We start from the raw sequence: 25,522 nt of genomic DNA, 5'->3' as shown, positions 1-25,522 counted from the left end.
GCTATATGAGTATAAATTTTGATTTGCTCGCGATTATGATTGTTGCATTGCCGCTACTTGCTGCGGCTTTTATAGGGCTTTCTACGCGAGCTACCTGTGCAATTATAGCGCAGAGTGTAACTACAGCGTCTGTATTCTTATCAGCAGTACTTTCATATATAATATTTTATAAGGTGTATGATTCAGGTTCTGTAATACATCTAAAGTTATTTACTTGGTTTGACATTGAAGATTTTAAAGCAGATTGGTCTATATACATTGATATGTTAACGGCTGTAATGCTAGTTGTTGTGACTACTGTTTCTGTACTAGTACACGTTTATTCAATAGGATATATGTCAGATGATCCTCATCAACCTAGGTTTATGGCATATCTCTCTTTGTTTACATTTTGCATGCTTATGCTTGTTGTCTCAGACAACTTTATTCAGTTGTTCTTTGGCTGGGAAGGTGTTGGCCTTAGCTCATATTTATTGATAGGTTTTTGGTTTAAGAAGCGTGAAGCAAATGCCGCAGCGATTAAGGCCTTCTTAATAAATAGAGTTGGTGACATTGGTCTTGCTTTAGGTATATTCTTAATATTCTCAAAATTTTATACTTTTGATTATCAGTCTGTTTTTGCAGAGGTTAAGCCACTTGTTGGTGATGTAACGCATTTTTTTGGCATGGAGTGCGATACTATTACACTGATCTGTGTATTGTTATTTATAGGTTGTATGGGGAAATCTGCTCAGCTAGGGTTGCATACGTGGCTGCCAGATGCAATGGAAGGGCCAACGCCTGTTTCTGCTCTTATACATGCGGCTACCATGGTGACAGCTGGCGTATTTTTGCTTGCTAGATGTTCACCTATATTCGAATATTCAGAAACAGCTTTGAATGTAGTTGTTTTTGTGGGCGGTATAACGTGTATTTTTGCGGCGACTGTTGCGCTTGTTCAGGATGATATCAAGAAGATAATTGCGTATTCCACATGTAGTCAACTTGGTTACATGTTTTTTGCTTGTGGAGTTTCAGCTTATTCAGCTGGAATTTTCCACCTTTTCACGCATGCATTCTTTAAGGCACTTTTGTTCTTGGGTGCAGGCAGTGTAATACATGCCTTGTCTGGTGCGCAGGACATAAAGAAAATGGGCAGCATTTGGAAAAAGATCCCTGTCACTTATGCTTTCATGTGGATAGGTTCTCTCGCACTTGCTGGAATTCCACCGTTTGCTGGATTTTATTCTAAAGATGCAATACTGGAAGCTGCTTACATAAGTGACAATCATTTCGGTGGCTTTGCTTATCTACTGGGTATTGCGGCTGCAGCATTAACAGCACTCTATTCTTGGCGGTTGATTATACTGGTATTTCACGGAAAATCTAAGCTCTCAACTAGCCAATTTGCTAAGGTACATGAGTCAGGTCCTTATATGCTTATTCCGCTCATGTTCTTGAGTATTGGTGCGCTGCTTGCTGGTGCGATTGGAGTTTATTGTTTTGATATTTTGAATCCTGAGATGATTTTTTGGGGTAAATCTATCTTTGTATTGCCACAAAATAACGTGTTGCATAAGATCCACTCTATAGAGGGGATGGTTCTATATTATCCTATTTTATTAGCTATTTTAGGCATATTACTTGCTTATGCATTATATATTGCAGCTAAAGGTTTTCTCACTTTTATTTACAATCACACCAAAATCGTACATAACTTCTTGCTTAATAAATGGTACTTTGACGAATTATATAATTTGTTATTCGTAAAATCGTCATTTTTGATAGCAAATTTTATTTCGCTTGTGGTTGAAGTGCTGGCTATTGACGCTATTCCAAACAGCGCTGCAAGGTTATCTCGTATGTTTGCAAAGTGTGTGAGTAGCATACAAACCGGCTATTTGTATCATTATGCGGTTGCTATGATACTTGGTGTTGTCGTTGTTATATACTTATATCTACCTTGGTAATTTAATTTTTTAAAATTCATAGAAACGCGGTATGCAGATAGAACAGCTTCCAATCTTATCATTACTATTGATTGTGCCATTGTGTGGCTTTTTGCTGCTACTACTCATCAAAGAATCGAGTGATAATGCTTATATAATTAAGTGCTTCGCATCAGTATTTGCTATTGCAAGCTTCTTGTTATCTGTATATCTTTCACTTGTCTTTGATTACTCAGCGGAATCCATGCAATTTATCGAGAAGTATGAATGGATGCCGTCTTATAATATATACTATCAACTAGGTATTGATGGCGTATCTCTATATTTTATTCCACTCACGACATTTTTGACTTTACTATGCATTGTGATTAGTTGGAATTCTATAAAAAAAGGTGTAAAAAAATACTTTGCTTTATTCTTATTGCTGGAAGCTCTGGTTATAGGTGTTTTTGTTGCTCAAGATCTTATTTTATTCTACTTATTTTTTGAAGCAGTGCTGATTCCTATGTTTTTAATTATAGGAGTTTGGGGAGGAGAGAATAGAGTCTATGCAGCGTATAAATTTTTCTTGTATACGTTTTTTGGCTCTGTTTTGATGCTCATCGGTGTGCTCTACATATATTTCACAACGGAAATTAGCGATATGCAAGAGATTGTGCATATATTGCCACAGTATACTCTTGATACTCAAAAGTGGCTTTGGATAGCATTTTTCATATCATTTGCAATAAAGATTCCTATGTGGCCTGTTCATACTTGGCTTCCTGATGCGCATGTTCAAGCGCCAACTGCAGGTTCTGTTATGCTAGCTGGGATTTTACTTAAGATGGGTGGATATGGTTTCTTGAGATTTTCCGTTCCTATGCTTCCGATGGCTTCACAATACTTTGCTGACTTGGTTTTTGTTCTAAGCATCATTGCTGTAATATACACGTCTTTTGTTGCATTGGTACAATCTGACATGAAGAAGCTAATCGCTTATTCTTCAGTTGCGCATATGGGTTATGTTACTGCTGGAATCTTTACTCTGCAGCCTGAAGGAGTATGTGGTGCTGTTTTCCAAATGATTAGCCATGGACTAATTTCTTCAGGTTTATTTGTGTGTGTTGGTGTGCTTTATGAACGTGCTCATACTAAGGAAATTAAGTTTTATAGCGGTTTGGCTGAGAGGATGCCGAGTTTTGCATTGTTTTTAGTGTTATTATCTTTTGCATCGTGTGGTCTTCCTGGCACTTCAGGTTTTATAGGTGAATTTGCGATTCTTGCATCTACATTTGATTATAGTCATATATATGGTGCATTGATGGCTCTTGGTATGGTGCTTGGTGCTGCGTATATGTTATGGCTAGTTGCTCGTGTTGTATTTGGTAATTTAAACTCAAATGTGAATGCGATCAAAGATTGTGTATCGCTTGAAAAATTTGTGCTTTCTTCTCTTGCTATTGTTGTTGTGGCTATTGGCATATATCCAAGCATTATAACAAGTGGCATACAACAGTCGACTTGGAAAATCGTTGAGCCATTTGCAGTTTCGATGCAAAATTCAGGGATCTCCGATGAGTTGATTTCTGTGTTGCAGATAAAATCAAATAAAAAGTAAATTATGATTTTGGCTGTTTACATGGGTTTAGATGTTATCTGAATTAATTATTTACTTTGCAATGGTTATATGAAATCACAAAAGAAGTAGTCAGAGATTCGACCGTTATGATTGCTATAAATAAGGCTTTTTCTACCTTGTTTTAAGGAGTAGTATTTTAGAAATACAAATATTTATTAAAAACGATGAGTTATATTTTACGTGATATAGATATATTGATCCCGGAAGCGATTCTAGTACTAGGTACTATCATGATGCTGCTCTACGGAATATTTTGTAGAGGAAGTAATATATCCACGTCTAATTCGCAGAATTCTGCACTCTGTAGCGGATTTTCCAATTTTAGCGAGAGAAATGTTGTATTTTCTAGGCATGTAGGGTACCTCTCTATAGCAATGTTATTTGTTACACTGTTTTTCCTACATTTAATCTCAGGAGTTGAGAAGACAGCATTGGAAAACAGCATAGAAAGCAATTCTTTTGTTGTAAGTGCGAAGTATATTATATTGCTATCTGTGATAGGTAGTATGTTGATAGCTGTTTCTTCCGATAATATAAAGAAAATGCCATTTGAAGTTTTTGTACTGATGTTATTTTCTACTGTTGGAATGATGCTAGTTATTAGCTCTAATGATTTACTTGTGCTTTACCTTGCTCTTGAGCTAATGAGTCTTGCTACTTATGTTATAGTTGCTTACCTACGAGATAGTCCTGCAGCTTCTGAGGCTGCGCTCAAATATTTCATATTAGGTGCGCTAGCTTCTGGTATCTATCTATTCGGCTGCTCCATGATATATGGTTTTGCTGGAAGTATCAATTTTGATAGTATAGGAGAATATTATCTAAGTTCTAGCGCGGCAAGTGCAAGTTTAAGCGCACAGGATGGTGCTTTGAGCAGTGTACCAATTGGTTTTATAGTTGGGATGGTGTTAATATTAGTCGCATTTTGTTTTAAAATGTCGGCGGCTCCTTTTCATATGTGGACACCTGATGTTTACCAAGGTTCTCCTGCAATAGTTACGACTTTTATAGCAACTGCTTCTAAAGCAGCCGTTGTGTTATTCTTTATAAAATTGTTGTATGGAGTAATGTTTGACTTGGTTGAAGAGTGGCAGAGAATAGCAATATTTACTTCCATCGCTTCGCTTGCTATAGGATCATTTGGTGCTATTATGCAGCAAAACATAAAAAGGCTTATAGCATATAGCAGCATAGCACACATAGGATTTATTATTCTTGCGATTGCATCAAGCGATTTTGCTGGTATACACAGCGCAGTTACTTACACCATTATATATCTTGTAATGACTGCGACAATCTTTGCAATACTTTTTGCACTGCGTTTTAAAAATGGAGAAGAAAAGGAAAATATCAAACAGCTTGCTGGACTCGGTAAGAATAATCCTGTGCTTGCTTTCTCTATATCTGTTATTATGTTTTCTATGGCTGGGGTACCACCGTTTGCAGGCTTTTTTGCAAAATTCTTTGTTTTGTTGAGTGTTGTGAAGCAGGAACTATATCCAGCTGCTGTATTTGCTGTTGTTTGTGCAGCTGTTAGTAGTTTTTATTACTTAAGAGTTGTTAAAGTCATGTATTTTGATGACGGTGATTCAGATAATCTGGAGTTAAAGAGTTTGTTGTTAAAATTTATGATTTTGCTTGGCGTATTGTTCAATATGCTTTATATAATGGTTCCTGAAGTTATATCAAAGTTCGTAGAAGTAGGCGCTTTGAAGCTTTGGGAATAATTTTTTTTCGTTTTTATATGAATAATATGTTGATTGCAGAGCATTTGAAAAAAATAAAGGAATCTCCGACTTTAGCTGTTGCAGAAAAAGCTGCAAACATGAAGTATTCAGGACTGCATGTTATAAGCTTGAGTACTGGAGAGCCAGATTTTGATACTCCAGAACATGTAAAAGAGGCTGCAGTTACTGCAATTAGAGCTGGGAAGACAAAGTATACTGCTGTAGATGGCACTGCAGAGTTAAAAAGCGCTATATCGCATAAATTTTCTAAAGAGAATAATATAAGCTATAGTAATAATGAAATTATAGTATGTACTGGTGCTAAGCAGGTTATATATAATGCTTTTGTTGCTACTTTAGATCCAGGTGATGAGGTGATAATTCCAGCACCTTTTTGGGTTTCATATCCAGACATGGTATTGCTTGCTCAAGGTGTGCCTAAGGTTGTGCAGTGTGGCATTGAAAATAATTTTAAGTTATTACCATCTCAGCTGGAGAAAGCGATCACTTCTAGAACTAAGTGGTTGTTATTAAACTCTCCAAGTAATCCTATTGGTTCTGCATATACTGAATCGGAGTTAAGAGATTTGATGGACGTTGTATCTAAGCATGAAAATATAAATGTTCTTTCAGATGATATATATGAGCATGTAGTATTTAACAATTTCAAATTCTCAACTCCAGCTGAGGTTGTGCCTCACTTAAAAGATAGAATTCTCACTGTTAACGGTGTTTCTAAGTCTTATGCTATGACTGGTTGGAGGATAGGTTACGGTGCAGGTAATAAGAAGTTAATAAAAGCGATGTCTATGATACAATCGCAGAGCACTTCTAATCCATGCTCTATTAGTCAGGCTGCTGCGGTTGCTGCACTTTTGGGGCCTCAGGATTGCGTTAAGCAAGGAGCTGCTCTTTTTGAAGAGCGCCTTACTTTAGTAAATAAATTATTAAAGGATTTTCCTGCTCTCAGTTATGTTATACCAGATGGAGCATTTTATTTATTTATAAGTTGTACGTTTGCGATTGGGAAAAAATCAAGTAGCGGTAGGAAGATAGCTAATGACATAGATTTTGCTTCTGGACTTCTGGAAGAAGGTCTTGTTGCTGTAGTTCCTGGGAGTGCTTTTGGGATGCCAAGTTACTTTAGAATCTCATTTGCAACAAGTAACGAGAATTTAAGAGTTGCTTGCAGTAGGATTTTAGATTACTGCGCTTCAATTGTTTAGTCCTACTTACATTTTAAGTCATATTGTTTTGCATGAAAATTATTGTAGTGTCGCAGGATTTTTACTGGATTATATAGTAGAAGTGTTGCATAATACGTGCTGCGTCAGTTCCTTATACACATGATTTAATAGCGGTTTGCTGGACGACATCTTAGTTCCGCCTATTTTGCGCTTATTTTTGCAGTTTATGTGTAGAATAAATGACAAGTATTTATCAAGCAAGCGTGTGTTTTGCTGATTACATTAATTTATAACAGTTTTGTAGGGGTTTATTTAGATGTCGATAAAAAAAGAAGATAAAGCTTCTTTGATTAAGGAGTATGGGAGTTCTTCCACAGATACTGGGTCGCCTGAGGTTCAATGTGCTGTTTTTACTGCACAAATAAAGGCACTTACTGGGCACTTTAATGCGAATCCTAAGGATTTTCAGGCACGCAGAGGGTTGCTTGTTATTGTAAATAAGCGTAAGAGATTACTTGCATATGTTAAAAGTAAAAATCCAGAAAGACATAAAGCGCTTATAACAAGACTTGGGTTGCGTAAATAAGCTTACTGATCTAGAGGAAAAGGTGCTCTATTTGAGTGTAGTATCTCTGCCTTGTGTAGTTGTGATTTTGTTCAGAGACATGATAATGATTCTGCAGTTGAGTTGCTTATAGCTTTAATTAGTCGCTTGCGCCATAACTTTCTAAGCATAGGATTGATATTGGCTTGCAAGCAATTATGATGCACCGAAAGTCCAACAGAAAAAGTGGCAAAGTTATCAAAACCCTTATGGATTTTGTTAAGTAGTATTTGCAAGTATCGGAAATGATATATCCGAAAATTAGTGAATGGCCGCTTCCCAAGCTAATTTTTGTACGTTCGACTTTCCGCAAAAATTTATTTGCATAGCAAATCGATTTGTGACTGGCAGACTAATTAAATTTGGTGAAGTTAATAATATACCTTTGAGATGTATTTAAAGAATAGTAAAAATTTCAAGGGATGTAGAGTGCATAATATGTTAATGATTGAGTGACTTTAGAAGAACTAAGTTTTGTTAAGAAGTGAAAAATTGAGTGGAGCACAACTTGTTTAAAGCTTTTGGGATTATAAAAAGTAAAGCATAATAAAATCTTTACTTAAACGTATAAATGATGCTTTCTTTGCACTTTAATGTAAATCCTGAAGGTTTTTATAGTGATATAAGTGTGTGACTGGTCATTATGAGCACTAAATTTTTTAAGGTGCAAGTTGATTATCTCTTTTTTCTGTGAGACTAAACCTGTGGTATGCCTCAAGTAAATGAAGAGTTGATATTGATTATATTATATTATATATGGAGTTAATTTTCGAAAAGAGCTAGGAAGAATGGTGACACATGTGTATACAAGATTACATAAGTAGCATTTTAACGACGCTAATTTTGAAAAGTATGACTAGTATATGACACTGTTGTGCTCGCGTTCAGTGCTTATTATATAAGATTTTTTGCGAGTTGTTTGAATGTTTTTCTATTTTAGCTTCAGTTGGCTGTCTTAGCGTCATAAGTGTAGGAATGCTTAGCTGAAAAGCAGGTATTTTTAACAGATACCTGTGAAAGTATTGTTTATACTTAGATATAAAGCTGATGATTAAAGATGTATTGAATCTTTTTATCTATTTTAAGCTTATATTCTTATCTGTACATTTTGCTTTTTTATATTGCCTTTTTTTCTTCACTGATTAGGCGAGTGATATTATGTATAACAACGGTGTTCAACACGTGTTGGCATATATAGTAGTTGATATGTTTTAGAGCTTGTTTAGATGCTTTATTATTTTGACTTGAGTTTTAGAGTATTGTTGCTTTGAAATTATATTATGAAATTCACATAGTATATGATCTATATGCAGAATGCTTATATTCCTCTATATGAGTAGAAGTTTTCGAGAATATTTTTTGAAGATGTATGAGTTGCGATAATGTAAGCTTTTGGCATGATATAATCTATTTATACTAAGGGCTTCATGAGTTGTTCATATATTTTGTAAATAGATATTTGTCTTATACAAAGCGTTTAATAAGTTTAATTAATTGTATTACTTAATGTATATACTAAGACTGATCTTAAAAAAAAATGTAGAACAGAAAATTTAAGCAGCTTTAATATGTTTTATATGTATAAGTGAATCGAATTTCGCGTTCGACAATCTAAAAATAAACTTGTATACTGCTTGCAAATAAAGGTTGGTATTTTGCCAGAGTGGTTATAAATTCTTACTTTGAAAGTTGCTTCAAAAAAGTGTAGATTTTTGACATGGTATGTCAAAATATCGGAGTTTGTTATAGAAGTATGAAACGAGTTTTGTGGATGTTGTCTTGTATTTGTTGTGCTTTTAACTTTCTAAAAGTGCTAGATCACATAATCTAGCTTGCGCAATATGTGCTAGTGAAATCCGGTGTACTGGTTATGTCTTGTGTTATTGCTGTTTTTGTTTTAAAAAATTTATCTATAAAATTTGGGTTTTGCTGCTTGTTGTATAGAGTGTGTAAGAGTTTTACCCAGATTTAGGTTTAATATTTTTAAGGTGCTGGCTCTGTATGAATATTTTGAATTTTGTGTCCTGCGTATTGCATTTTAAAGGTGCGAAATTTAGTTATGCTTATTGATAGTTCATATCTAGGATGTTTTGATATCGTTTGAGTATGAATTCGAAAATCCTCTAAATCGAAATCGCGTAAGTATAAAAATTACTGCTACTTCGATCTTTGCTGCGTTTTTATTTTATAAGCTAGGTAATAGTGGAAGATTAAACTGAGGTATTCAATTTCATATGCTTGTCATATTTCGAATGCGGTGCATACAGCTAAAATGATTTATTATTATAGAGATTTTGTTATCTCAACAGTGTTATAGAAATAAAACTTTATTTTTTATGTGACACATTAAGCTGTGAGCAATTTTATAAATTGACAACGATAAAAAATCGGCTTATTTGATATAGGCTATATTTTTTGCCTTGTTTTCTTGTAAAATTAACCGATTGCGTCGTATCGTATTAAATATTGAAACATGCTATAGGTGTCAAGTTATTAAGGTTAATTTATAATTTTTTAGATGTATTGGTAAGGATTTAGATGTTCAATATTGTGACAAAAGAGACAATTTGGGGTAATGCGACTTTAAAGTTGGAGACTGGAAAAATAGCAAGGCAGGCTAGTGGTGCTGTGATTGTGCAAATGGGTGACACAATGATTCTGGCAACTGTAGTGGCGGAGAAAACGCCAAAGGAAGGGATAGATTTCCTTCCTTTAACTGTAAATTATCAAGAGAAATTTTATGCAGATGGCAGATTTCCTGGTGGTTTTATAAAGAGAGAAGGGAAAAATAGCGAGCGTGAAGTTTTAACATCAAGGCTGATCGATAGATCGCTGCGTCCTCTTTTCCCAAAAAATTATCACAATGAAGTTCAGGTTATTTGTACTGTTCTATCATATGACCCTGAGTATAACCCAGATATTTTATCAGTTATTGGTGCATCAGCTGCTATAGCGATATCAGATATACCTTGCAAAGACGTGATAGCTGCATCAAGAGTTGGATATACGAACGGTGATTATTTCATACAATTTGCTGCGGCACAGAAAAATCATAAGGAATTAGATCTTGTTGTTGCTGGAACTGATGAAGCTATTTTCATGATTGAGTCAGAAGCTGCAGAATTACCACAAGATAAGATGTTAGGGGCAATAGAGTTTGGGCATAGCGAACTCAAAGTCGTTGTAGATCTTATCAAGGACTTTGCTAAGGAAATAGGTATAAAAAAATCTGAACATATTGAGCAGAATTATTCTAGCATCCTTAAGCAAGTGAAGAGTCTTGTAGGGAAGAAGCTTGCTGAAGCATATTTAATTCCAGAAAAGCAGAGTCGTCGCCAAAAAATTGAAGAACTAAAATCTTATGTTCGCGAAAAATGTGCGGCGCAAGAGGATTTTGCTCAGCTGCCATATATGACAGCTTTTGGGTTGTTAGAGCGTGCGATAGTACGTAAAAAAATCTTGGATGATGCTACCCGTATAGATGGAAGAGGACATGGTGAGATACGCGATATCTCAATAGATATTGATATTCTGCCAAGAGCTCATGGCTCTAGTTTGTTTACTAGAGGAGAGACGCAAGCTTTAGCTGTTGTGACGCTTGGTACAGCTGATGATGAGCAGATGACTGATGATTTAACAGGGAATAGATTCGAAAACTTTATGTTGCACTACAATTTTCCTGCCTATTCTGTTGGAGAGGTCGGTGCCTTAAGAGCTCCTGGTAGGAGGGAAATAGGTCATGGTCGTCTGGCGTATAAATCATTTCAATCTGTAATTCCACAAAAAGAAGATTTTGCTTATACAATAAGGCTTGTATCTGAAGTTACAGAATCTAATGGATCTTCGTCAATGGCGACGGTTTGCGCATCATCTCTTGCGATGATGGCTGCTGGAATCCCAGTGAAATTGCCAGTAGCTGGTATCGCAATGGGTCTTGTTAAAGAAGGTGAGAAGTTTGCAATTCTCTCTGACATTATGGGTGATGAAGATTTTTTAGGAGATATGGATTTTAAAGTTGCTGGAACAAAAGATGGTATTACTGCTCTACAAATGGATATTAAAATTTGCGGCATTAATAGAGACATTATGGAAAAAGCAATATCTCAAGCTGTTGTTGGCATTAATCATATACTCTCAAAAATGAGTGAAGTTCTCGAGACAACTAGAGCTACGCTTAGTCCTTCTGCTCCAAGAATTCTTAATATAATGATAGATAAAGAAAAGATTAGAGAGGTGATTGGAGCTGGTGGCAAAGTAATAAGAGAGATTTGCGAAAAAAGTGGTGCGAAGATAGATGTGGCACCTGATGGGACGTTAACTATATTTGGGCCTAATAAAGATTCTATCGAGATTGCTACAAAAATTATTAAAGATATAGTGACATCGCCTGAGGTTGGTGGAATATATGATGGTGCTGTTGTAAAGATTACAAATTTTGGTCTTTTTGTTAGGTTTTTAGGGAATTCTGAAGGTATGGTTCATATTAGTGAGATATGTAATCATTATATTGCTGAAGTTGAGGATGTGCTTCAGGAAGGCGATAAAGTTGTAGTACGCATAGTAGCATTTGAAAAAAATGGAAGGATAAAGCTCACAATGCGTAATTTGAATCAAATTTATCTTGCTCCTGAAGTTGCTGAAAGACTCGCTAGAGAGCCTGATAGTGGTGTTGAAAGTGGCGATGAGGAGGCAGTTGTGATTGAAAAGTTTTCTCAAGGGAATCAAGCTCCTAGTCGTCCTTCTAATAATAAGCCACAGCCGCAAACTAGGCGCCGTAGGTTTTTTTAAAGCTTGTGCACTTTAGGTTCTGTTGCATTAAGTAATTGTTTATAGTCTATACGTCAAAAATTTATTTGCTATGCAAATCAATTTTTGGTGGACGGACGAAGTAATATGAAAAATGAAGCAAAAAAGGTCTGCGCAAGTGGCTTTGCGAGTAGTGCGTACACATGCGTCTCCTATCCTTCCTAGCTCTTTTTGAAGTCTAACTTTGTATATACGCAAGTTAAATACCAACTCTTCATTTACCTGCGGTATATAGCTTGATTTTGTGATTGTTTAGGAGTGATAGCTTGCTGCGTTCTGGCTAGTGTTGGCAGCGCCTTGCGATCAATCTTATTGTTAGTAAGCACAGGAAGCTCGTCTAACAATATGTAATAGTTTGGAATCATATAATATGGTAGATATTTTGTTAAATGTAATTTGATGTCTTGGATTATAGTTTCTTCCTCTTTTTCGTGTTCTATTTTTTTGCAGCATACTATATATGCTGCCAATTCGTTATACTTATCTCCTGTGTCTGCAAGGACAACTGCTGCATTTTTCACGATTGTACTTAATTTTAATGCATTCTCTATTTCCGCTATATTGACAGCATACCCACAGATCTTAATCTGATCGTCGGATCTTCCAACATATATAATATCACCATTTGAGAGTATCTTTCCTAAATCGCCGGTTTTCAATATTTGATTGAATTCTGGCATTCCTTCTATTGCAAAAGGGTTATCAACAAATTTTTGTTTTGTCAGTTCTGGTAAGTTTAAATATCCTGCTGCGATGCCATTGCCGCTTAAACATATTTCTCCTACTTCATGATTTTTTGCTATGTTATTGTCACTATTCAATACATAAACCTTTGTATCGCTGTTTGATGCAGTATTGGCAAAAGCGATTGTTTTTTCGTTGTTAATTGTTAATTTTTTTGTTATTTGTGTTGCAAATTCTGTCAGTCCATAGTGATTGACGATAACAGAATCAAAGTGAATGAAGAACTTTTCTAGCAAACTATAATGTATTGCTTCTCCAACTATACGCCATAGTTTGATATTTCTGAAACCTGCAATAAATTCCGGTTCATGGCTTAATAAAACTCCTAATAGATTAGGCGTAAAACATAGTCTTTTAACGTTGCTGTTCCGATTTGCTACAATTGATCTAATGGTAGGTAAATTCCTACAGATATTGCGTGTCATTATAATAATTTTAATGCCGAAAATTAAAGCTCCGATGGTTTCTAAAAGTGATATTGTGCTGATAAAGTGCCTTGCCAGTATAGTTTCATCTCCTATCTTTGGGTATTCTCTGTAATGCCATAAAATTCTGCTTGCTACACTAATATGGCGTACCATCACGCCTTTTGGATCACCTGTAGAACCAGATGTGTAATAAATTGCTAGTATCTGACTATTAATATCGTGTTCTTTTTCATCATAAGTGCAGTATAGATTTTCGCTGCTATACAGCATTAGAGCATTGCGTATTTCATCAAGAAGCACAACTTTTACTTCCAAGTCGTATGTGTGAAAATTTTTGATTAAATGAGATTCTGAAATAATAAGTTTGCAATTAGAATCTTTGAATATGAAACATTGCTTTTTGCTGGATAGCTCTGGGCTAATGATAACATATGTAGCAAGAATCTTAATGGCTGCGAGAATTGCAATGATCAACTCTGGTGAATTATCTAAATATATGCAAACACGGTCATGATACCCTATATGTAATGACTGTAAATGCTGTGCTAGTCTGTTAATCCTGGAGTTAATTTCAAAGTATGTCAGTTGTTGATCTTGATAGGTGATAGTAATCTTAGATGGCGAAAGTGTCGCTTGTCTTTCAAAGAGATTGATTAGGTTTTGATTATTTGACATTTAATACCTATAAGACTAGTATTTGTAAGTTTATAAGGCAATTGCGCGATTATTAGTAACTTAACAGAGGGAATTTGGTAATTTCTATCAATTACTACCGGCTAAAGCGCGGTAGTTTGTGTAACGCTTGCAAAGCAGATTAAAAGCGTAAACGCTAAAACTCTGATATTCTAAAATCATCTTTTTTGTGATGTTCCTCATGCTGTTCTATATAGTTTTTGCACTTCTTCTGAATTCACATTGCAAACTGTCACAACAAAATACCCTCTGGCCCAAAGATGTTGTCCCCAATACCGCTTACGGAGCAGTGCAAATTCCTGTAGCAACTTACGACTACTTATACCTTTAATATATTGCACAGCTTTAGATATTGATATACTAGGCGGAACCAATGCTAATATATGTACGTGATCAGGACTCATACTGCCACTAATTATATTTATGTAATTAGCAGCACATATTTCTCGGATTACTTCCCTAGTTCTAATCGCAACTTGCCCAGTTAAAACTCTATACCTATACTTAGTACAAAATACTATATGATACTTTAGGTCATATAGGCTGTGGGATCATCTCCTATATTCCATTCGTCCTCCCTTAGCACATTTCCTAGATAACTAATACTAAAGTGTTCGCCTAAAGGCGAGGGTGTTAACCATATCACATATAACTACATAAATAAATCCAAGAAACCTTTGTAATATATATTGTAAGCGCAAGTAATGATTTGTCTTCATTATGTATATTCGTCATATTGACATACTACCGCATTCTTCCTAGCTTTTTTAAAATCTAAGAGAGTTTTCACAATTAGATAGAAGTATGATATGATCACTTTTTTAAAAACTAAAGAGTGGTTTTATGGTTTGTTGTAAGGGATGTTGCTCTGATATCTTTGTAAAGAATGGCATTGTGAGGGGGTGTACAGCGTTATAAGTGCAGATCATGTTCTAAATTTTGTTGAGGGCGATCTGGGCAAGAAGCCTCAAACAGCTGTTAAGAAAGCATTATGCGTTATGCTATATAGTCTTGGTAATGGCTCTTTTTCTATGTTATGCAAGATATTATGGCATTCGCCGTCCATAATTTATCGCTGGGTAGTAGAGGCGATGGGCAAGACTCAGGAGCCAGTTGTCTCTTCGGATATTATGGAGATGGAATTCGACGAGATGTGGCATTTTATTGGTTCAAAAAAAACAAGCTTTGGATCATTAAGGCAGTTGATCGTAGTACAAGGAGAACAGTTGCCTGGGTTACAGGCAATCGTGATACTGCAACATTCCAAAAGCTCTACAACAAAGTGAGTCATCTGAAAGAATGTCATTTTATACGGATGATTGGGATGCTTTTTCTAAAATTTTACCCAAAGAGCGTCATACAATTGGAAAGTCTGGCACAGTATGTATCGAGAGAGATAATAGCAACACGCGACATCATTTATGCCGAATGACACGGCGCACTAAAATCGTTTCTAAAAAAGAGTCAATGGTATACGGATCCATCAAGCTTTGGTGCGCTCTTACTATTACACAAATATTCAAACAATATCAAGAACAGCTCTTATCTATCTTTATGTGAAAACTCTCAAATCTAATTTTGTATTGTATACAATAAATGCACACTCTTAGTAATCAATTAGATAATATATAAAAATACTATGTACATATTAATATTTTATTATAAGATAATTGCTACTTATAATAGAATTAGCGGTCTCATATGGGAAGTCTTAATATTGTAGATGTTTTGATTATATTCACCTATTTTGTGTTATGTGTAGTTTTAGCGTTATATAGATCAAAGAAAATTAAAACAATCACTGAGTATACTATAGGGTCGGGTTATTTTCCAGATACTGTCGTATTGTCTACCATTTTCATGACATTCATTGGGGCGCCACAGGTTGTAGGTGCTGTAGGTAAGGTATATGAGCTTGGTTTATTTTTTGCTATAACTGAATTAACAGCTCCTTTGCTTTGGTTTATTACTTTAATAGTTTTTGCGAAAAATATAAATCGATTTTCTGGTTGTATTTCTATAGGCGATGTTATGGCGCTATTATATGGCAGTATAGGTCGTTGGGTTACTAATATTGCCTCTATATTGATATCTATAGGACTGATATCAGTGCAAGCTCTAGCGCTTGGATATGCTATAGAGTATTTCTTACAAGTACCAAAAGTGCTTGGGATGTGCGTTGGTATGTCCATACTGATTTTTTATTCTACATTTGGTGGTATAAGAGCTGTTGCAATTACTGATGTTTTTCAGTTTGTAATATTGATAATTGCTATACCTATTGCTTGTTCGTTTGCATATCGTGACATAGGCGGTTATAGTGGTATAATGAGGTCTGTTCCGCAAGGTCTAGTTGTGTTAGATTTAAACAAAGAAAACATATTTCTATTTTGTAGTCTAATATTCTATGCAATATTGCCAATTAATAGTGGGCCTTACATACAGAGATTTTTAATGGTTTCATCCTCTAAACAATTAACACATGTGATAAAATTCATTCCTGTTATTCACTTTGCGTTCGTTTTTATTATCTGCATGATAGGTTTTATTATTAAAGGTTTAGCGCCAAGTATTGATCCTAACAATGCATTATATTATTTAGTGGATCATTATACAGCAATGGGGCTTAAGGGATTGTTAGTATCTGGCATATTAGCAATTATAATGTCTTCAGCTGATTCTTGGTTAAATACCGCAGGTGTTTTATGTGCTCATGACATAGTCAAAAGAATATTCCCAAAATTAACTGATAGTAATGAACTAAAAATTGCGCGAATCTCAACTTGTTGTATAGGTATTATTGCTATTGTGATAGCAAGTATATCTGAAGGAATATTAGAGTTGCTTTGGTTTGCAGATAACTTTTGGTATCCAATCACAATAATTCCATTAGCCGCAGGATTTTGGGGCTTTAGAACCAACTGCAAGTCTTTTTTTGTGCATCTGGTTTTTGCGGTGGTTTGTGTTTGTATAGGTGCATATTTAGAAGGTTCTTTTTCTACTGTTAGCTTAATGTTTGGTATCGTTGGTAGTGCTGTTGGGCTATTTGGAATGCATTATTGGCAAGCATACCGCGGTACTCTAAATATTACTGCTCAGCCTATAAGGTTTATGGAAAGAGTTAGAAATGAAGGATAAATACAGCAAAAGTGAATAAAATGAAATGATTATGGTGAGAGTTACAAGTAGCTAATCAATTAAGAGAGCAAGGTTTGATTGGACTTATTGGTATCTAGAATATGCTTTTATAAGAGGATTCATTTATTAGATGTATACATCATTAAGATAAAATTATGATTTGTAATCAACCTATAGTATAATTATGTGTTCTTTGAATATAATTATAAGTTGAGATTAAGAAATGCATATAATAGATATTATAATCGTTGTTGCTTATCTAGCATTGTGTGTATTGATTGGTCTATATCAAATTACTACCGGCTAAAGCGCGGTGGTTTGTGTAACGCTTGCAAAGCAGATTAAAAGCGTAAACGCTAAAACTCTGATATTCTAAAATCATCTTTTTTGTGATGTTCCTCATGCTGTTCTATATATTTCTCTATACCTATACTTAGTACAAAATACTATATGATACTTTAGGTCATATAGGCTGTGGGATCCTCTCCTATATTCCATTCGTCCTCCCTTAGCACATTTCCTAGATAATAATACTAAAGTGTTCGCCTAAAGGCGAGGGTGTTAATCATATCACATATAACTACATAAATCAAGATCTATTAAAACATTAAAAGAGGCATTGCTAACCAAGAATAGATTTTGCTTTTAAATTCGCGTATATGTATACTGCCTTGATAGTAAGTTATATTGGAAGCATTATATATGTTAAGTTGTAAGCATTGTGGCAGCATAGGAAGCACAAAGAATGGCTATATTAAAGGTCGTCAGAGGTATAAGTGCCTAGAGTGTAAAAAGAGCTATAAGTCTGGAGATATGAGAGTAAAGTACAGCCTTAATAAAAAGATGAAGGTTGTTAGTATGTATCTGGAGGGAGTTGGAATTAGATCAATCGAGAGATTAGAAAAGGTCTCGAGTTCACTTATAATAAAGTGGATTAGAAAATTCTCAAAGCTTCTAAAACAAAGGCTGAATGATGTTACGATACCTGAGGATGCCAAGTAAATCTCAATTATTGAGCTGGATGAGCTTTTTAGTTATTGCCAAAAAAAACTAACAAAGTCTACATTTGGCTTGCTGTTGATAGGGACAGAAATAAAGTTGTTGATTTTGAAGTGAGCATTGTCAGGGATTTTGCATCCTATCTTCCGATTGCCATGCGATTACAAAGTAGCTACGAGATAGAGATATCATGCAGTGACCATTACGACGTTTATGAAAAATTTAGGATTGCTAAAAAACACTATTCTACTAAGGCAGAAACGTCTTTAGTGGAATCATTCAACTCATTAATACGGCACTATTTAGCCAGGTTTCATCGTAAAACCAAACGTTACAGTAAGGCCATAGATATGATCTATAACTCTATCCTAATGCTTTTTAATAAAGACTTGCTGATATCTATCTTTAGTTAGCAATGCCTGATAATTGCAGTTCTTATACTTGCTTTATGTAGTTATATGTGATATGGTTAAGACCCTCGCCTTTAGGCGAACACTTTAGTATTAGTTATCTAGGAAATGTGCTAAGGGAGGACGAATGGAATATAGGAGATGATCCCACAGCCTATATGACCTAAAGTATCATATAGTATTTTGTACTAAGTATAGGTATAGAGTTTTAACTGGGCAAGTTGCGATTAGAACTAGGGAAGTAATCCGAGAAATATGTGCTGCTAATTACATAAATATAATTAGTGGCAGTATGAGTCCTGATCACGTACATATATTAGCATTGGTTCCGCCTAGTATATCAATATCTAAAGCTGTGCAATATATTAAAGGTATAAGTAGTCGTAAGTTGCTACAGGAATTTGCACTGCTCCGTAAGCGGTATTGTGGGCAACATCTTTGGGCCAGAGGGTATTTTGTTGTGACAGTTGGCAATGTGAATTCAGAAGAAGTGCAAAAATATATAGAACAGCATGAGGAACATCACAAAAAAGATGATTTTAGAATATCAGAGTTTTAGCGTTTACGCTTTTAATCTGCTTTGCAAGCGTTACACAAACTACCGCGCTTTAGCCGGTAGTAATTGATATTCATTGCTGAATGAATTTTCGCAAGCGGTAGTTCAAGAGCTTCACAGTACTCTTCTTCTGCCCTGATCACCTGCAGAATGTCATGTGCATTAAGAGGATTGAATATTAATTCTGCCATGTCACTATGTAGAACCTCACCACCCATTGGTCCAATATGTAGAGGGCCAGTAATTAAGCGTGGGTTATGTGCATGTACTACTGCAATAGCTAATTCTAAAGCAATATCATTTATTCCTCTGGTATGAGTAATTGCTTCATGATAAATGGCATCACGTAACTCTTCAGCATTCATATACTTTCTAAATAGCATCAAAGACACAACTTCTGGTCGTGGATCTTGTAGCACGGTATGAAATGCTTGTCTTACATGTTGATCATTTAGTGTACCAGCAATCATATTTGCATTTATATTTCTTACTGGATCTTGCATTTGCTCTATGTGAGTGAGAAAATATAATGCAGCCCATGGGTTGTGTACTACTGTATTAAGCGCTGCTGTGATATGCGTTGAAGTGATTTTTTGAAAAATATGATCGCTATCTTCTCGTCTTTTGTGCCTTATATTCAATATTAGTTCTGGCTCATTCAGCAGTACTGTTGCTACAAAAGCACGCGCCTGCTGTGGTAGATATGACTCTCCTGTACTAGCTCTAGCTACTGAACTTAGCAGGTAATTGTATGCTTCAGATGCTGTATCATAAATAAAAGACATACGTCCAAGAAATAGTGCGTCGAGAAACGTATGATGAAATATGCTGGACATGGTACTCCCCCAAGATATGTAATGTTAAAGGAGGAGCTGTCATTACTTCTTCAAATGTAACGCCAGTTAATTGTAATGCTTCAAATGTCGCGCGTTGTTCTTCTATTGTGTGTTCTTCTACTATACTTCCGTCACAATTAGTATATACACCATCTACTTCCCTCAAGTAATGCTCACCATCTTCACTAGGAGTACGTAAATGAAATTGAATAGCTGCTAACATCATTTCTCTTTGCAAAGGTGATGCTCCTTCTAGAGCAACCCTTAGGTCAGCTCCATGCAATTTATCTAACTGACTCACTGTAGTTGGCCCTAGTTGCACAAGGAATCTTGCGAATGTCGGGTATATGCTCCAATTCATAATCTTTCTCCGTGTTTATAGTTTTTTGAGAGTTTTCACATAAAGATAGATAAGAGCTGTTCTTGATATTGTTTGAATATTTGTGTAATAGTAAGAGCGCACCAAAGCTTGATGGATCTGTATACCATTGACTCTTTTTTAGAAACGATTTTAGTGCGCCGTGTCATTCGGCATAAATGATGTCGCGTGTTGCTATTATCTCTCTCGATACATACTGTGCCAGACTTTCCAATTGTATGACGCTCTTTGGGTAAAATTTTAGAAAAAGCATCCCAATCATCCGTATAAAAATGACATTCTTTCAGATGACTCACTTTGTTGTAGAGCTTTTGGAATGTTGCAGTATCACGATTGCCTGTAACCCAGGCAACTGTTCTCCTTGTACTACGATCAACTGCCTTAATGATCCAAAGCTTGTTTTTTTTGAACCAATAAAATGCCACATCTCGTCGAATTCCATCTCCATAATATCCGAAGAGACAACTGGCTCCTGAGTCTTGCCCATCGCCTCTACTACCCAGCGATAAATTATGGACGGCGAATGCCCTAATATCTTGCCTAACATAGAAAAAGAGCCATTACCAAGACTATATAGCATAACGCATAATGCTTTCTTAACAGCTGTTTGAGGCTTCTTGCCCAGATCGCCCTCAACAAAATTTAGAACATGATCTGCACTTATAACGCTGTACACCCCTCACAATGCCATTTTTTACAAAGATATCAGAGCAACATCCCTTACAACAAACCATAAAACCACTCTTTAGTTTTTAAAAAAGTGATCATATCATACTTCTATCTAATTGTGAAAACTCTCAAATTTATAACTGTCTGTAAGATCAAATCTTGACTTCTACAGCTTATTAAGCTGTAAGAATACTCTCGCAAATAATAGAACACTCCATCCGCCAAAAACTGATTTGCTGCGCAAATCAATTTTTGATGGATAGACTAAATTTTCTAAAAAATACTTGCCCATATATGCTGTTATTTGTGGGAGCTGGTATAAAACCTTTGTATAGTTGCCGCTCAATCTGCTGAGAACAGGGATATTTTAATTTAGTACGTCAATCAAAATAGCATTTGGCTTTTGTATTTTGATTGATATCTTCAGGAAGAAGTTTTAGAAAATCTCTTCCTTTCATTCGGGTCAAGCCACCTCTTCCTCAGTCTAACACTGAGAGGTGTGACTTCTACAAGCTCATCATCATTTATGTATGTAATTGTCTCCTCTAGCGTAAACTGCTTTGGTGGCGTGAGCTTAATGTTTTCATCTGACCCAGAAGCACGCATGTTGGTTAGCTGTTTTCCGCGAATTACATTCACTTCGAGGTCATTTTCTCTATTATGTTCTCCAACTATCATACCTTGATACACTTTAGTTCTTGCAGAAACAAATAAAGAACCTCTATCTTCGAGGCTAGATAAAGAATATGCAGTAGTTTCTCCAAGGGCATTTGAAATCAATGCACCGTTTCTTCTCGATGCGACTTCACCTTTCCATGGCTGGTAGCTATGGAACAAACGACTCAGCACACCAGAGCCGCGTGTATCATTTCTAAACTCGCTCTGATAACCCAATAGACTTCTAGAAGGTACCAAGAAAATCAGTCTCACTTTATCACCACTTGAAGGTTTCATTTCAAGCATTTCACCTTTGCGACTTAATATTTTTTCTGTCACAACACCAGTAAACTCAGAATCTATATCAAGAACTACTTCCTCTATAGGTTCTAAAAGTTGACCATTCTCATCTTTTTTGAATAATATTTTTGGCTTAGATACAGAAAGCTCAAATCCCTCTCTTCTCATCGTTTCTATTAAAACACCAAGTTGCAATTCACCTCTTCCACCCACTTCAAAGCTTTCACCGCCCGATGTAATACTCAGTGTAATGGCCACATTGCTCTCAGCTTCTTTTTGTAGCCTCTCCAAAATCATTCGAGATGTTACTTTGCTTCCTTCAAGTCCAGCTAGAGGAGAATCATTCACAGATATTGTAATTGACATAGTAGGCGGATCTATCGGAATCGATGGAATTGGAGAGGCTACACTCGGCATGCATATAGTATCTGCAACGGATGTTTTTTCTATGCCTGCAATTGCAACTATGTCACCAGCTTCAACTTCGTCCATCACTACTCGTTCTATACCCTTAAAGCCAAATAGTTTTGTCAGCTTACCAGTTTCGACTAGTTCTCCCTTTAGATTGAGGCTCTTAATAGGTGTGCCAATTTTTGCTGAGCCACTATACACTTTGCCTATAAGTATGCGTCCCACATAATTGTCAAATGATAGAATGCTGGCAAGCATAGAAAATGGAGCATCTTTGTCTACTTTGGGTTCAGAAACCTTATCCTTAATCATTTGAAAAAGCGGTTTCAAATCAACTCCTGTAGTTTCTGGCTCTGTGGTTGCCCAACCACTTCTGCCTGATGCGTATAATACTGGAAAATCTAGCTGCTCCTCAGTTGCATCAAGGTTGACAAACAAGTCAAAAACTTCATTCAATACCTCTACAACCCTTCTGTCTGGTCTATCAACCTTATTGACAATTACAATTGGTTTAAGCCCAAGCGCTAGGGCTTTTGAGAGTACAAATTTTGTCTGTGCCATTGGCCCTTCTGAAGAATCAACAAGCAAAAGTACACCATCTACCATAGAAAGTACGCGCTCTACTTCTCCACCAAAATCAGCATGCCCAGGTGTGTCGACAATATTGTACTTTACATCTTCATAAAAAAGTGCTGTACATTTGGCTAGGATTGTAATTCCTCTTTCCTGCTCAAGTTCGTTTGAGTCCATAACTCGGTCTTGAACTACTTGATTGGCCCTGAATGTTCCGCTTTGCTTTAGCATGTTGTCTATCAAAGTGGTCTTTCCGTGATCAACATGTGCAATCACTGCTATATTTCTAAATTGCATATTCTTCCATCTTTTAGATTGGGCAAAAAATTGAGTAAGCTACAATATCATATAATCTGTTATAATTTTCAAGTATAGATTTGAATGAAATGTTTAAATTAGATGTAACACTAAAGTTTATAGCTGCGTTTACTATAATGCTAAGCGCTGCACAATTAATTCTCTCGTTCAAAGAATTGTCGAGAGTTTTCACATAAAGATAGATAAGAGCTGTTCTTGATATTGTTTGAATATTTGTGTATAGTAAAGAGCGCACCAAAGCTTGATGGATCCGTATACCATTGACTCTTTTTTAGAAACGATTTTAGTGCGCCGTGTCATTCGGCATAAATGATGTCGCGTGTTGCTATTATCTCTCTCGATACATACTGTGCCAGACTTTCCAATTGTATGACGCTCTTTGGGTAAAATTTTAGAAAAAGCATCCCAATCATCCGTATAAAAACGACATTCTTTCAGATGACTCACTTTGTTGTAGAGCTTTTGGAATGTTGCAGTATCACGATTGCCTGTAACCCAGGCAACTGTTCTCCTTGTACTACGATCAACTGCCTTAATGATCCAAAGCTTGTTTTTTTTGAACCAATAAAATGCCACATCTCGTCGAATTCCATCTCCATAATATCCGAAGAGACAACTGGCTCCTGAGTCTTGCCCATCGCCTCTACTACCCAGCGATAAATTATGGACGGCGAATGCCATAATATCTTGCATAACATAGAAAAAGAGCCATTACCAAGACTATATAGCATAACGCATAATGCTTTCTTAACAGCTGTTTGAGGCTTCTTGCGCAGATCGCCCTCAACAAAATTTAGAAAGCATGATCTGCACTTATAACGCTGTACACCCCTCACAATGCCATTCTTTACAAAGATATCAGAGCAACATCCCTTACAACAAACCATAAAACCACTCTTTAGTTTTTAAAAAAGTGATCATATCATACTTCTATCTAATTGTGAAAACTCTCGAATTGTATATGTTTTTTAGTTCAGAAGTAAAAGTAATAGACATTATAAAAAACGAGCATGGCAAAATGTGGATTTATGATACATCAAAAGAGAGGTGTCTATCATTTAAAGATCCGAGGCTTGGTAGATTATCTAGGCAGAGCTGTATAATGCTCGCTGATGTAGACAAAATAGTATTCGATTATCAAAAATCAATTTTATCTGCTCTTTATATAAACACAGGACCAAAAAAGGTATTGATGATAGGTCTTGGCGGTGGAACACTAGCAAAAGCAATTCTTGCTTTGCTACCTGATGTCACGCTTGACATAGTTGAGATAAATAGTGACATGCCATACGTAGCGAAACAATACTTTTTCTTCAATGCTACTGAGAAAACTAACATAGTCATTATGGACGGAGCGGAATTTATCAGACACAAAGCGCAGCAGTATAGCAAACAGGGTTACGATTTTATAATAATGGATGCATTTGATCAAGATTATATACCTGATCATTTTTTAAAAAAAGAGTTTGTAATGCAACTAAAGGAAATTATGAGAGATGGTGGCATACTTGCAGTTAACACATTTACAAGTAGCAAACACTATGAAAGAGAAACAGAGCTATATCATGCGATTTTCGGTAAATTCTGGAGCTTAAGTACTCAAAATCGTGTGATACTTGCAACAAAAGAGCCATTACTTAATATGGACATTATTTCGATGAATGCCAAGCTTTGGAGAGAAAAGTTTAGTAGTTTAGATATTGACTCAGACTTGTTGTTGAAAAAATTCACTATAGAATAGCTATTTCAGCTAAATTATTTGCAATTATATCTATTTTAGATGGAAATTATGGATCAATTTTCTTATAAGAAAGATTATAAAATGAAATGGCAAAGCTATATATAAATTTATTTCTTCTTAGTGTTGGTATAAGTTAAAGTGCTGTATAAGTCAGACATTAGAGCTTGAAATATGAGAGATATCAAAGAAATGACATCACAACCTCAATTAAACAAAGAAAAGTTTTTTAGAAAGTTTCCAATTATCAGATTTGGAGATTTTATTTTGCGTGAGCTTATGCTTGCTGATAACATTAGGTATTATCAGCTTCTTTCGGATCCAAATGTGAGTCAATATTTATCTGATGAAGATATCCCTCGCTCTCCTGAAGCTGCAATAGAAGAAATAAAATTTTGGAGTTCGTTATTTTACATGAAACATTCTATTTATTGGTGTATAGCAGAAGCAAAGACAAACAACTTAATAGGTACTATAGGTTTTAACAGCTGGAGCTTCTACAACAATAGAGCTGAAATAAGCTATGAGCTTATGAGTCAATATTGGAGAAGAGGAATTATGAGTGCTACTATGTCACAAGTGCTTGATTTTGCCTTCACAAATATGCAAATCCACAGAATGGAAGCAAAAACCATGACGCATAACATTGCATCGCAAAAATTTCTAGAAAAGCATGGCTTTACTCGCGAAGCACTCATGAAAGCATACAGGAAAGTCAGAGGAGAGTTTGTCGATATAGAAACTTATGTATTGTTTAAGAACGATTGGTTAAGGCAATGATTTGTAGAAGTCAAGATTTG

Annotated in this window: 21 protein-coding genes and 2 pseudogenes; 14 read left to right on the top strand and 9 right to left on the bottom strand. The window is 35.7% G+C overall.

Annotated elements, in window-relative coordinates:
* The first annotated feature begins 5 nt into the window (after positions 1-5).
* From nuoL to pnp, 6 genes are all read left to right on the top strand, one after another.
* The gene (gene nuoL / locus AACK98_RS05855) at positions 6-1,949 is read left to right on the top strand and encodes an NADH-quinone oxidoreductase subunit L (protein WP_339040684.1); all 1,944 of its coding nucleotides are present in this window, start codon (positions 6-8) and stop codon (positions 1,947-1,949) included.
* A gap of 31 nt (positions 1,950-1,980) precedes the next feature.
* Positions 1,981-3,528: an NADH-quinone oxidoreductase subunit M gene (locus tag AACK98_RS05850; protein ID WP_339040682.1), complete on the top strand. Its 1,548-nt coding sequence runs from the start codon at positions 1,981-1,983 to the stop codon at positions 3,526-3,528.
* A 185-nt stretch (positions 3,529-3,713) separates the two neighbouring features.
* A complete protein-coding gene (locus AACK98_RS05845) occupies positions 3,714-5,276 on the top strand; it encodes an NADH-quinone oxidoreductase subunit N (RefSeq protein WP_339040680.1) in 1,563 nt (520 codons plus the stop codon).
* A gap of 17 nt (positions 5,277-5,293) precedes the next feature.
* Positions 5,294-6,502: a pyridoxal phosphate-dependent aminotransferase gene (locus AACK98_RS05840; protein WP_339040678.1), complete on the top strand. Its 1,209-nt coding sequence runs from the start codon at positions 5,294-5,296 to the stop codon at positions 6,500-6,502.
* Between the two features lie 277 nt (positions 6,503-6,779).
* Positions 6,780-7,049, top strand: coding sequence for a 30S ribosomal protein S15 (rpsO, locus tag AACK98_RS05835; RefSeq protein WP_339040676.1), 270 nt, complete (start codon positions 6,780-6,782; stop codon positions 7,047-7,049).
* Between the two features lie 2,568 nt (positions 7,050-9,617).
* Positions 9,618-11,855 (top strand): polyribonucleotide nucleotidyltransferase, encoded by a 2,238-nt coding sequence (pnp, locus tag AACK98_RS05830; protein ID WP_339040674.1) that lies wholly within the window; start codon positions 9,618-9,620, stop codon positions 11,853-11,855.
* Between the two features lie 236 nt (positions 11,856-12,091).
* Here pnp and AACK98_RS05825 read toward each other — a convergent pair whose 3' ends face one another.
* Entirely contained in the window at positions 12,092-13,720 is a 1,629-nt protein-coding gene (locus AACK98_RS05825) for an AMP-binding protein (protein ID WP_339040672.1), read from the bottom strand.
* 197 nt (positions 13,721-13,917) lie between these two features.
* Positions 13,918-14,277: pseudogene (gene tnpA, locus AACK98_RS05820) on the bottom strand (IS200/IS605 family transposase); the annotation flags it as partial.
* 363 nt (positions 14,278-14,640) lie between these two features.
* On the opposite strand from tnpA (AACK98_RS05820), the gene AACK98_RS05815 reads away from it, so the two are divergent.
* The 6 genes and pseudogenes from AACK98_RS05815 to tnpA (AACK98_RS05790) all read left to right on the top strand — a co-directional run.
* On the top strand, positions 14,641-15,024 hold the full coding sequence (locus AACK98_RS05815; protein ID WP_339040670.1) for a hypothetical protein: 384 nt from the start codon (positions 14,641-14,643) through the stop codon (positions 15,022-15,024).
* 13 nt (positions 15,025-15,037) lie between these two features.
* Positions 15,038-15,298: an IS1 family transposase gene (locus AACK98_RS05810; RefSeq protein WP_339040668.1), complete on the top strand. Its 261-nt coding sequence runs from the start codon at positions 15,038-15,040 to the stop codon at positions 15,296-15,298.
* A gap of 141 nt (positions 15,299-15,439) precedes the next feature.
* The gene (locus AACK98_RS05805; RefSeq protein WP_339040666.1) at positions 15,440-16,876 is read left to right on the top strand and encodes a sodium:solute symporter family protein; all 1,437 of its coding nucleotides are present in this window, start codon (positions 15,440-15,442) and stop codon (positions 16,874-16,876) included.
* A 702-nt stretch (positions 16,877-17,578) separates the two neighbouring features.
* Complete coding sequence (locus AACK98_RS05800; RefSeq protein WP_339040664.1) at positions 17,579-17,878, top strand: hypothetical protein; 300 nt, start codon at positions 17,579-17,581, stop codon at positions 17,876-17,878.
* A gap of 35 nt (positions 17,879-17,913) precedes the next feature.
* Positions 17,914-18,288: an IS1 family transposase gene (locus AACK98_RS05795; protein ID WP_339040222.1), complete on the top strand. Its 375-nt coding sequence runs from the start codon at positions 17,914-17,916 to the stop codon at positions 18,286-18,288.
* 154 nt (positions 18,289-18,442) lie between these two features.
* A pseudogene (gene tnpA, locus AACK98_RS05790) lies at positions 18,443-18,844 on the top strand (IS200/IS605 family transposase); the annotation flags it as partial.
* Positions 18,845-18,855: 11 nt separating this feature from the next.
* On the opposite strand, the gene AACK98_RS05785 reads toward tnpA (AACK98_RS05790), so the two are convergent.
* The 7 genes from AACK98_RS05785 to AACK98_RS05755 form a co-directional block, all read right to left on the bottom strand.
* Positions 18,856-19,626: a hypothetical protein gene (locus AACK98_RS05785; protein WP_339040662.1), complete on the bottom strand. Its 771-nt coding sequence runs from the start codon at positions 19,624-19,626 to the stop codon at positions 18,856-18,858.
* Positions 19,610-19,978 carry a hypothetical protein gene (locus tag AACK98_RS05780; RefSeq protein ID WP_339040660.1) on the bottom strand — a complete coding sequence of 123 codons (369 nt, stop codon included), beginning with the start codon at positions 19,976-19,978 and terminating at the stop codon, positions 19,610-19,612. Before AACK98_RS05780 ends, AACK98_RS05785 begins: the two co-directional genes overlap by 17 nt.
* Before the next feature lie 95 nt (positions 19,979-20,073).
* Complete coding sequence (locus tag AACK98_RS05775; protein WP_339042617.1) at positions 20,074-20,442, bottom strand: IS1 family transposase; 369 nt, start codon at positions 20,440-20,442, stop codon at positions 20,074-20,076.
* Positions 20,349-20,732 carry a hypothetical protein gene (locus AACK98_RS05770; protein WP_339040305.1) on the bottom strand — a complete coding sequence of 128 codons (384 nt, stop codon included), beginning with the start codon at positions 20,730-20,732 and terminating at the stop codon, positions 20,349-20,351. Before AACK98_RS05770 ends, AACK98_RS05775 begins: the two co-directional genes overlap by 94 nt.
* A 416-nt stretch (positions 20,733-21,148) precedes the next feature.
* Positions 21,149-22,963 carry a translational GTPase TypA gene (gene typA / locus AACK98_RS05765; protein WP_339040658.1) on the bottom strand — a complete coding sequence of 605 codons (1,815 nt, stop codon included), beginning with the start codon at positions 22,961-22,963 and terminating at the stop codon, positions 21,149-21,151.
* Between the two features lie 189 nt (positions 22,964-23,152).
* On the bottom strand, positions 23,153-23,521 hold the full coding sequence (locus AACK98_RS05760) for an IS1 family transposase (RefSeq protein WP_339042633.1): 369 nt from the start codon (positions 23,519-23,521) through the stop codon (positions 23,153-23,155).
* Positions 23,428-23,871 (bottom strand): hypothetical protein, encoded by a 444-nt coding sequence (locus tag AACK98_RS05755; protein WP_339040656.1) that lies wholly within the window; start codon positions 23,869-23,871, stop codon positions 23,428-23,430. Before AACK98_RS05755 ends, AACK98_RS05760 begins: the two co-directional genes overlap by 94 nt.
* 53 nt (positions 23,872-23,924) lie before the next feature.
* On the opposite strand from AACK98_RS05755, the gene AACK98_RS05750 reads away from it, so the two are divergent.
* A complete protein-coding gene (locus AACK98_RS05750) occupies positions 23,925-24,725 on the top strand; it encodes a fused MFS/spermidine synthase (RefSeq protein WP_339040202.1) in 801 nt (266 codons plus the stop codon).
* Between the two features lie 171 nt (positions 24,726-24,896).
* Positions 24,897-25,502 (top strand): GNAT family protein, encoded by a 606-nt coding sequence (locus AACK98_RS05745; RefSeq protein WP_339040204.1) that lies wholly within the window; start codon positions 24,897-24,899, stop codon positions 25,500-25,502.
* Positions 25,503-25,522 lie beyond the last annotated feature (20 nt).

It is taken from the genome of Candidatus Lariskella endosymbiont of Hedychridium roseum (genome assembly GCF_964020185.1).
GTDB lineage: Bacteria > Pseudomonadota > Alphaproteobacteria > Rickettsiales > Midichloriaceae > Lariskella.
This window is presented reverse-complemented; position numbering and strand designations above follow the sequence as displayed.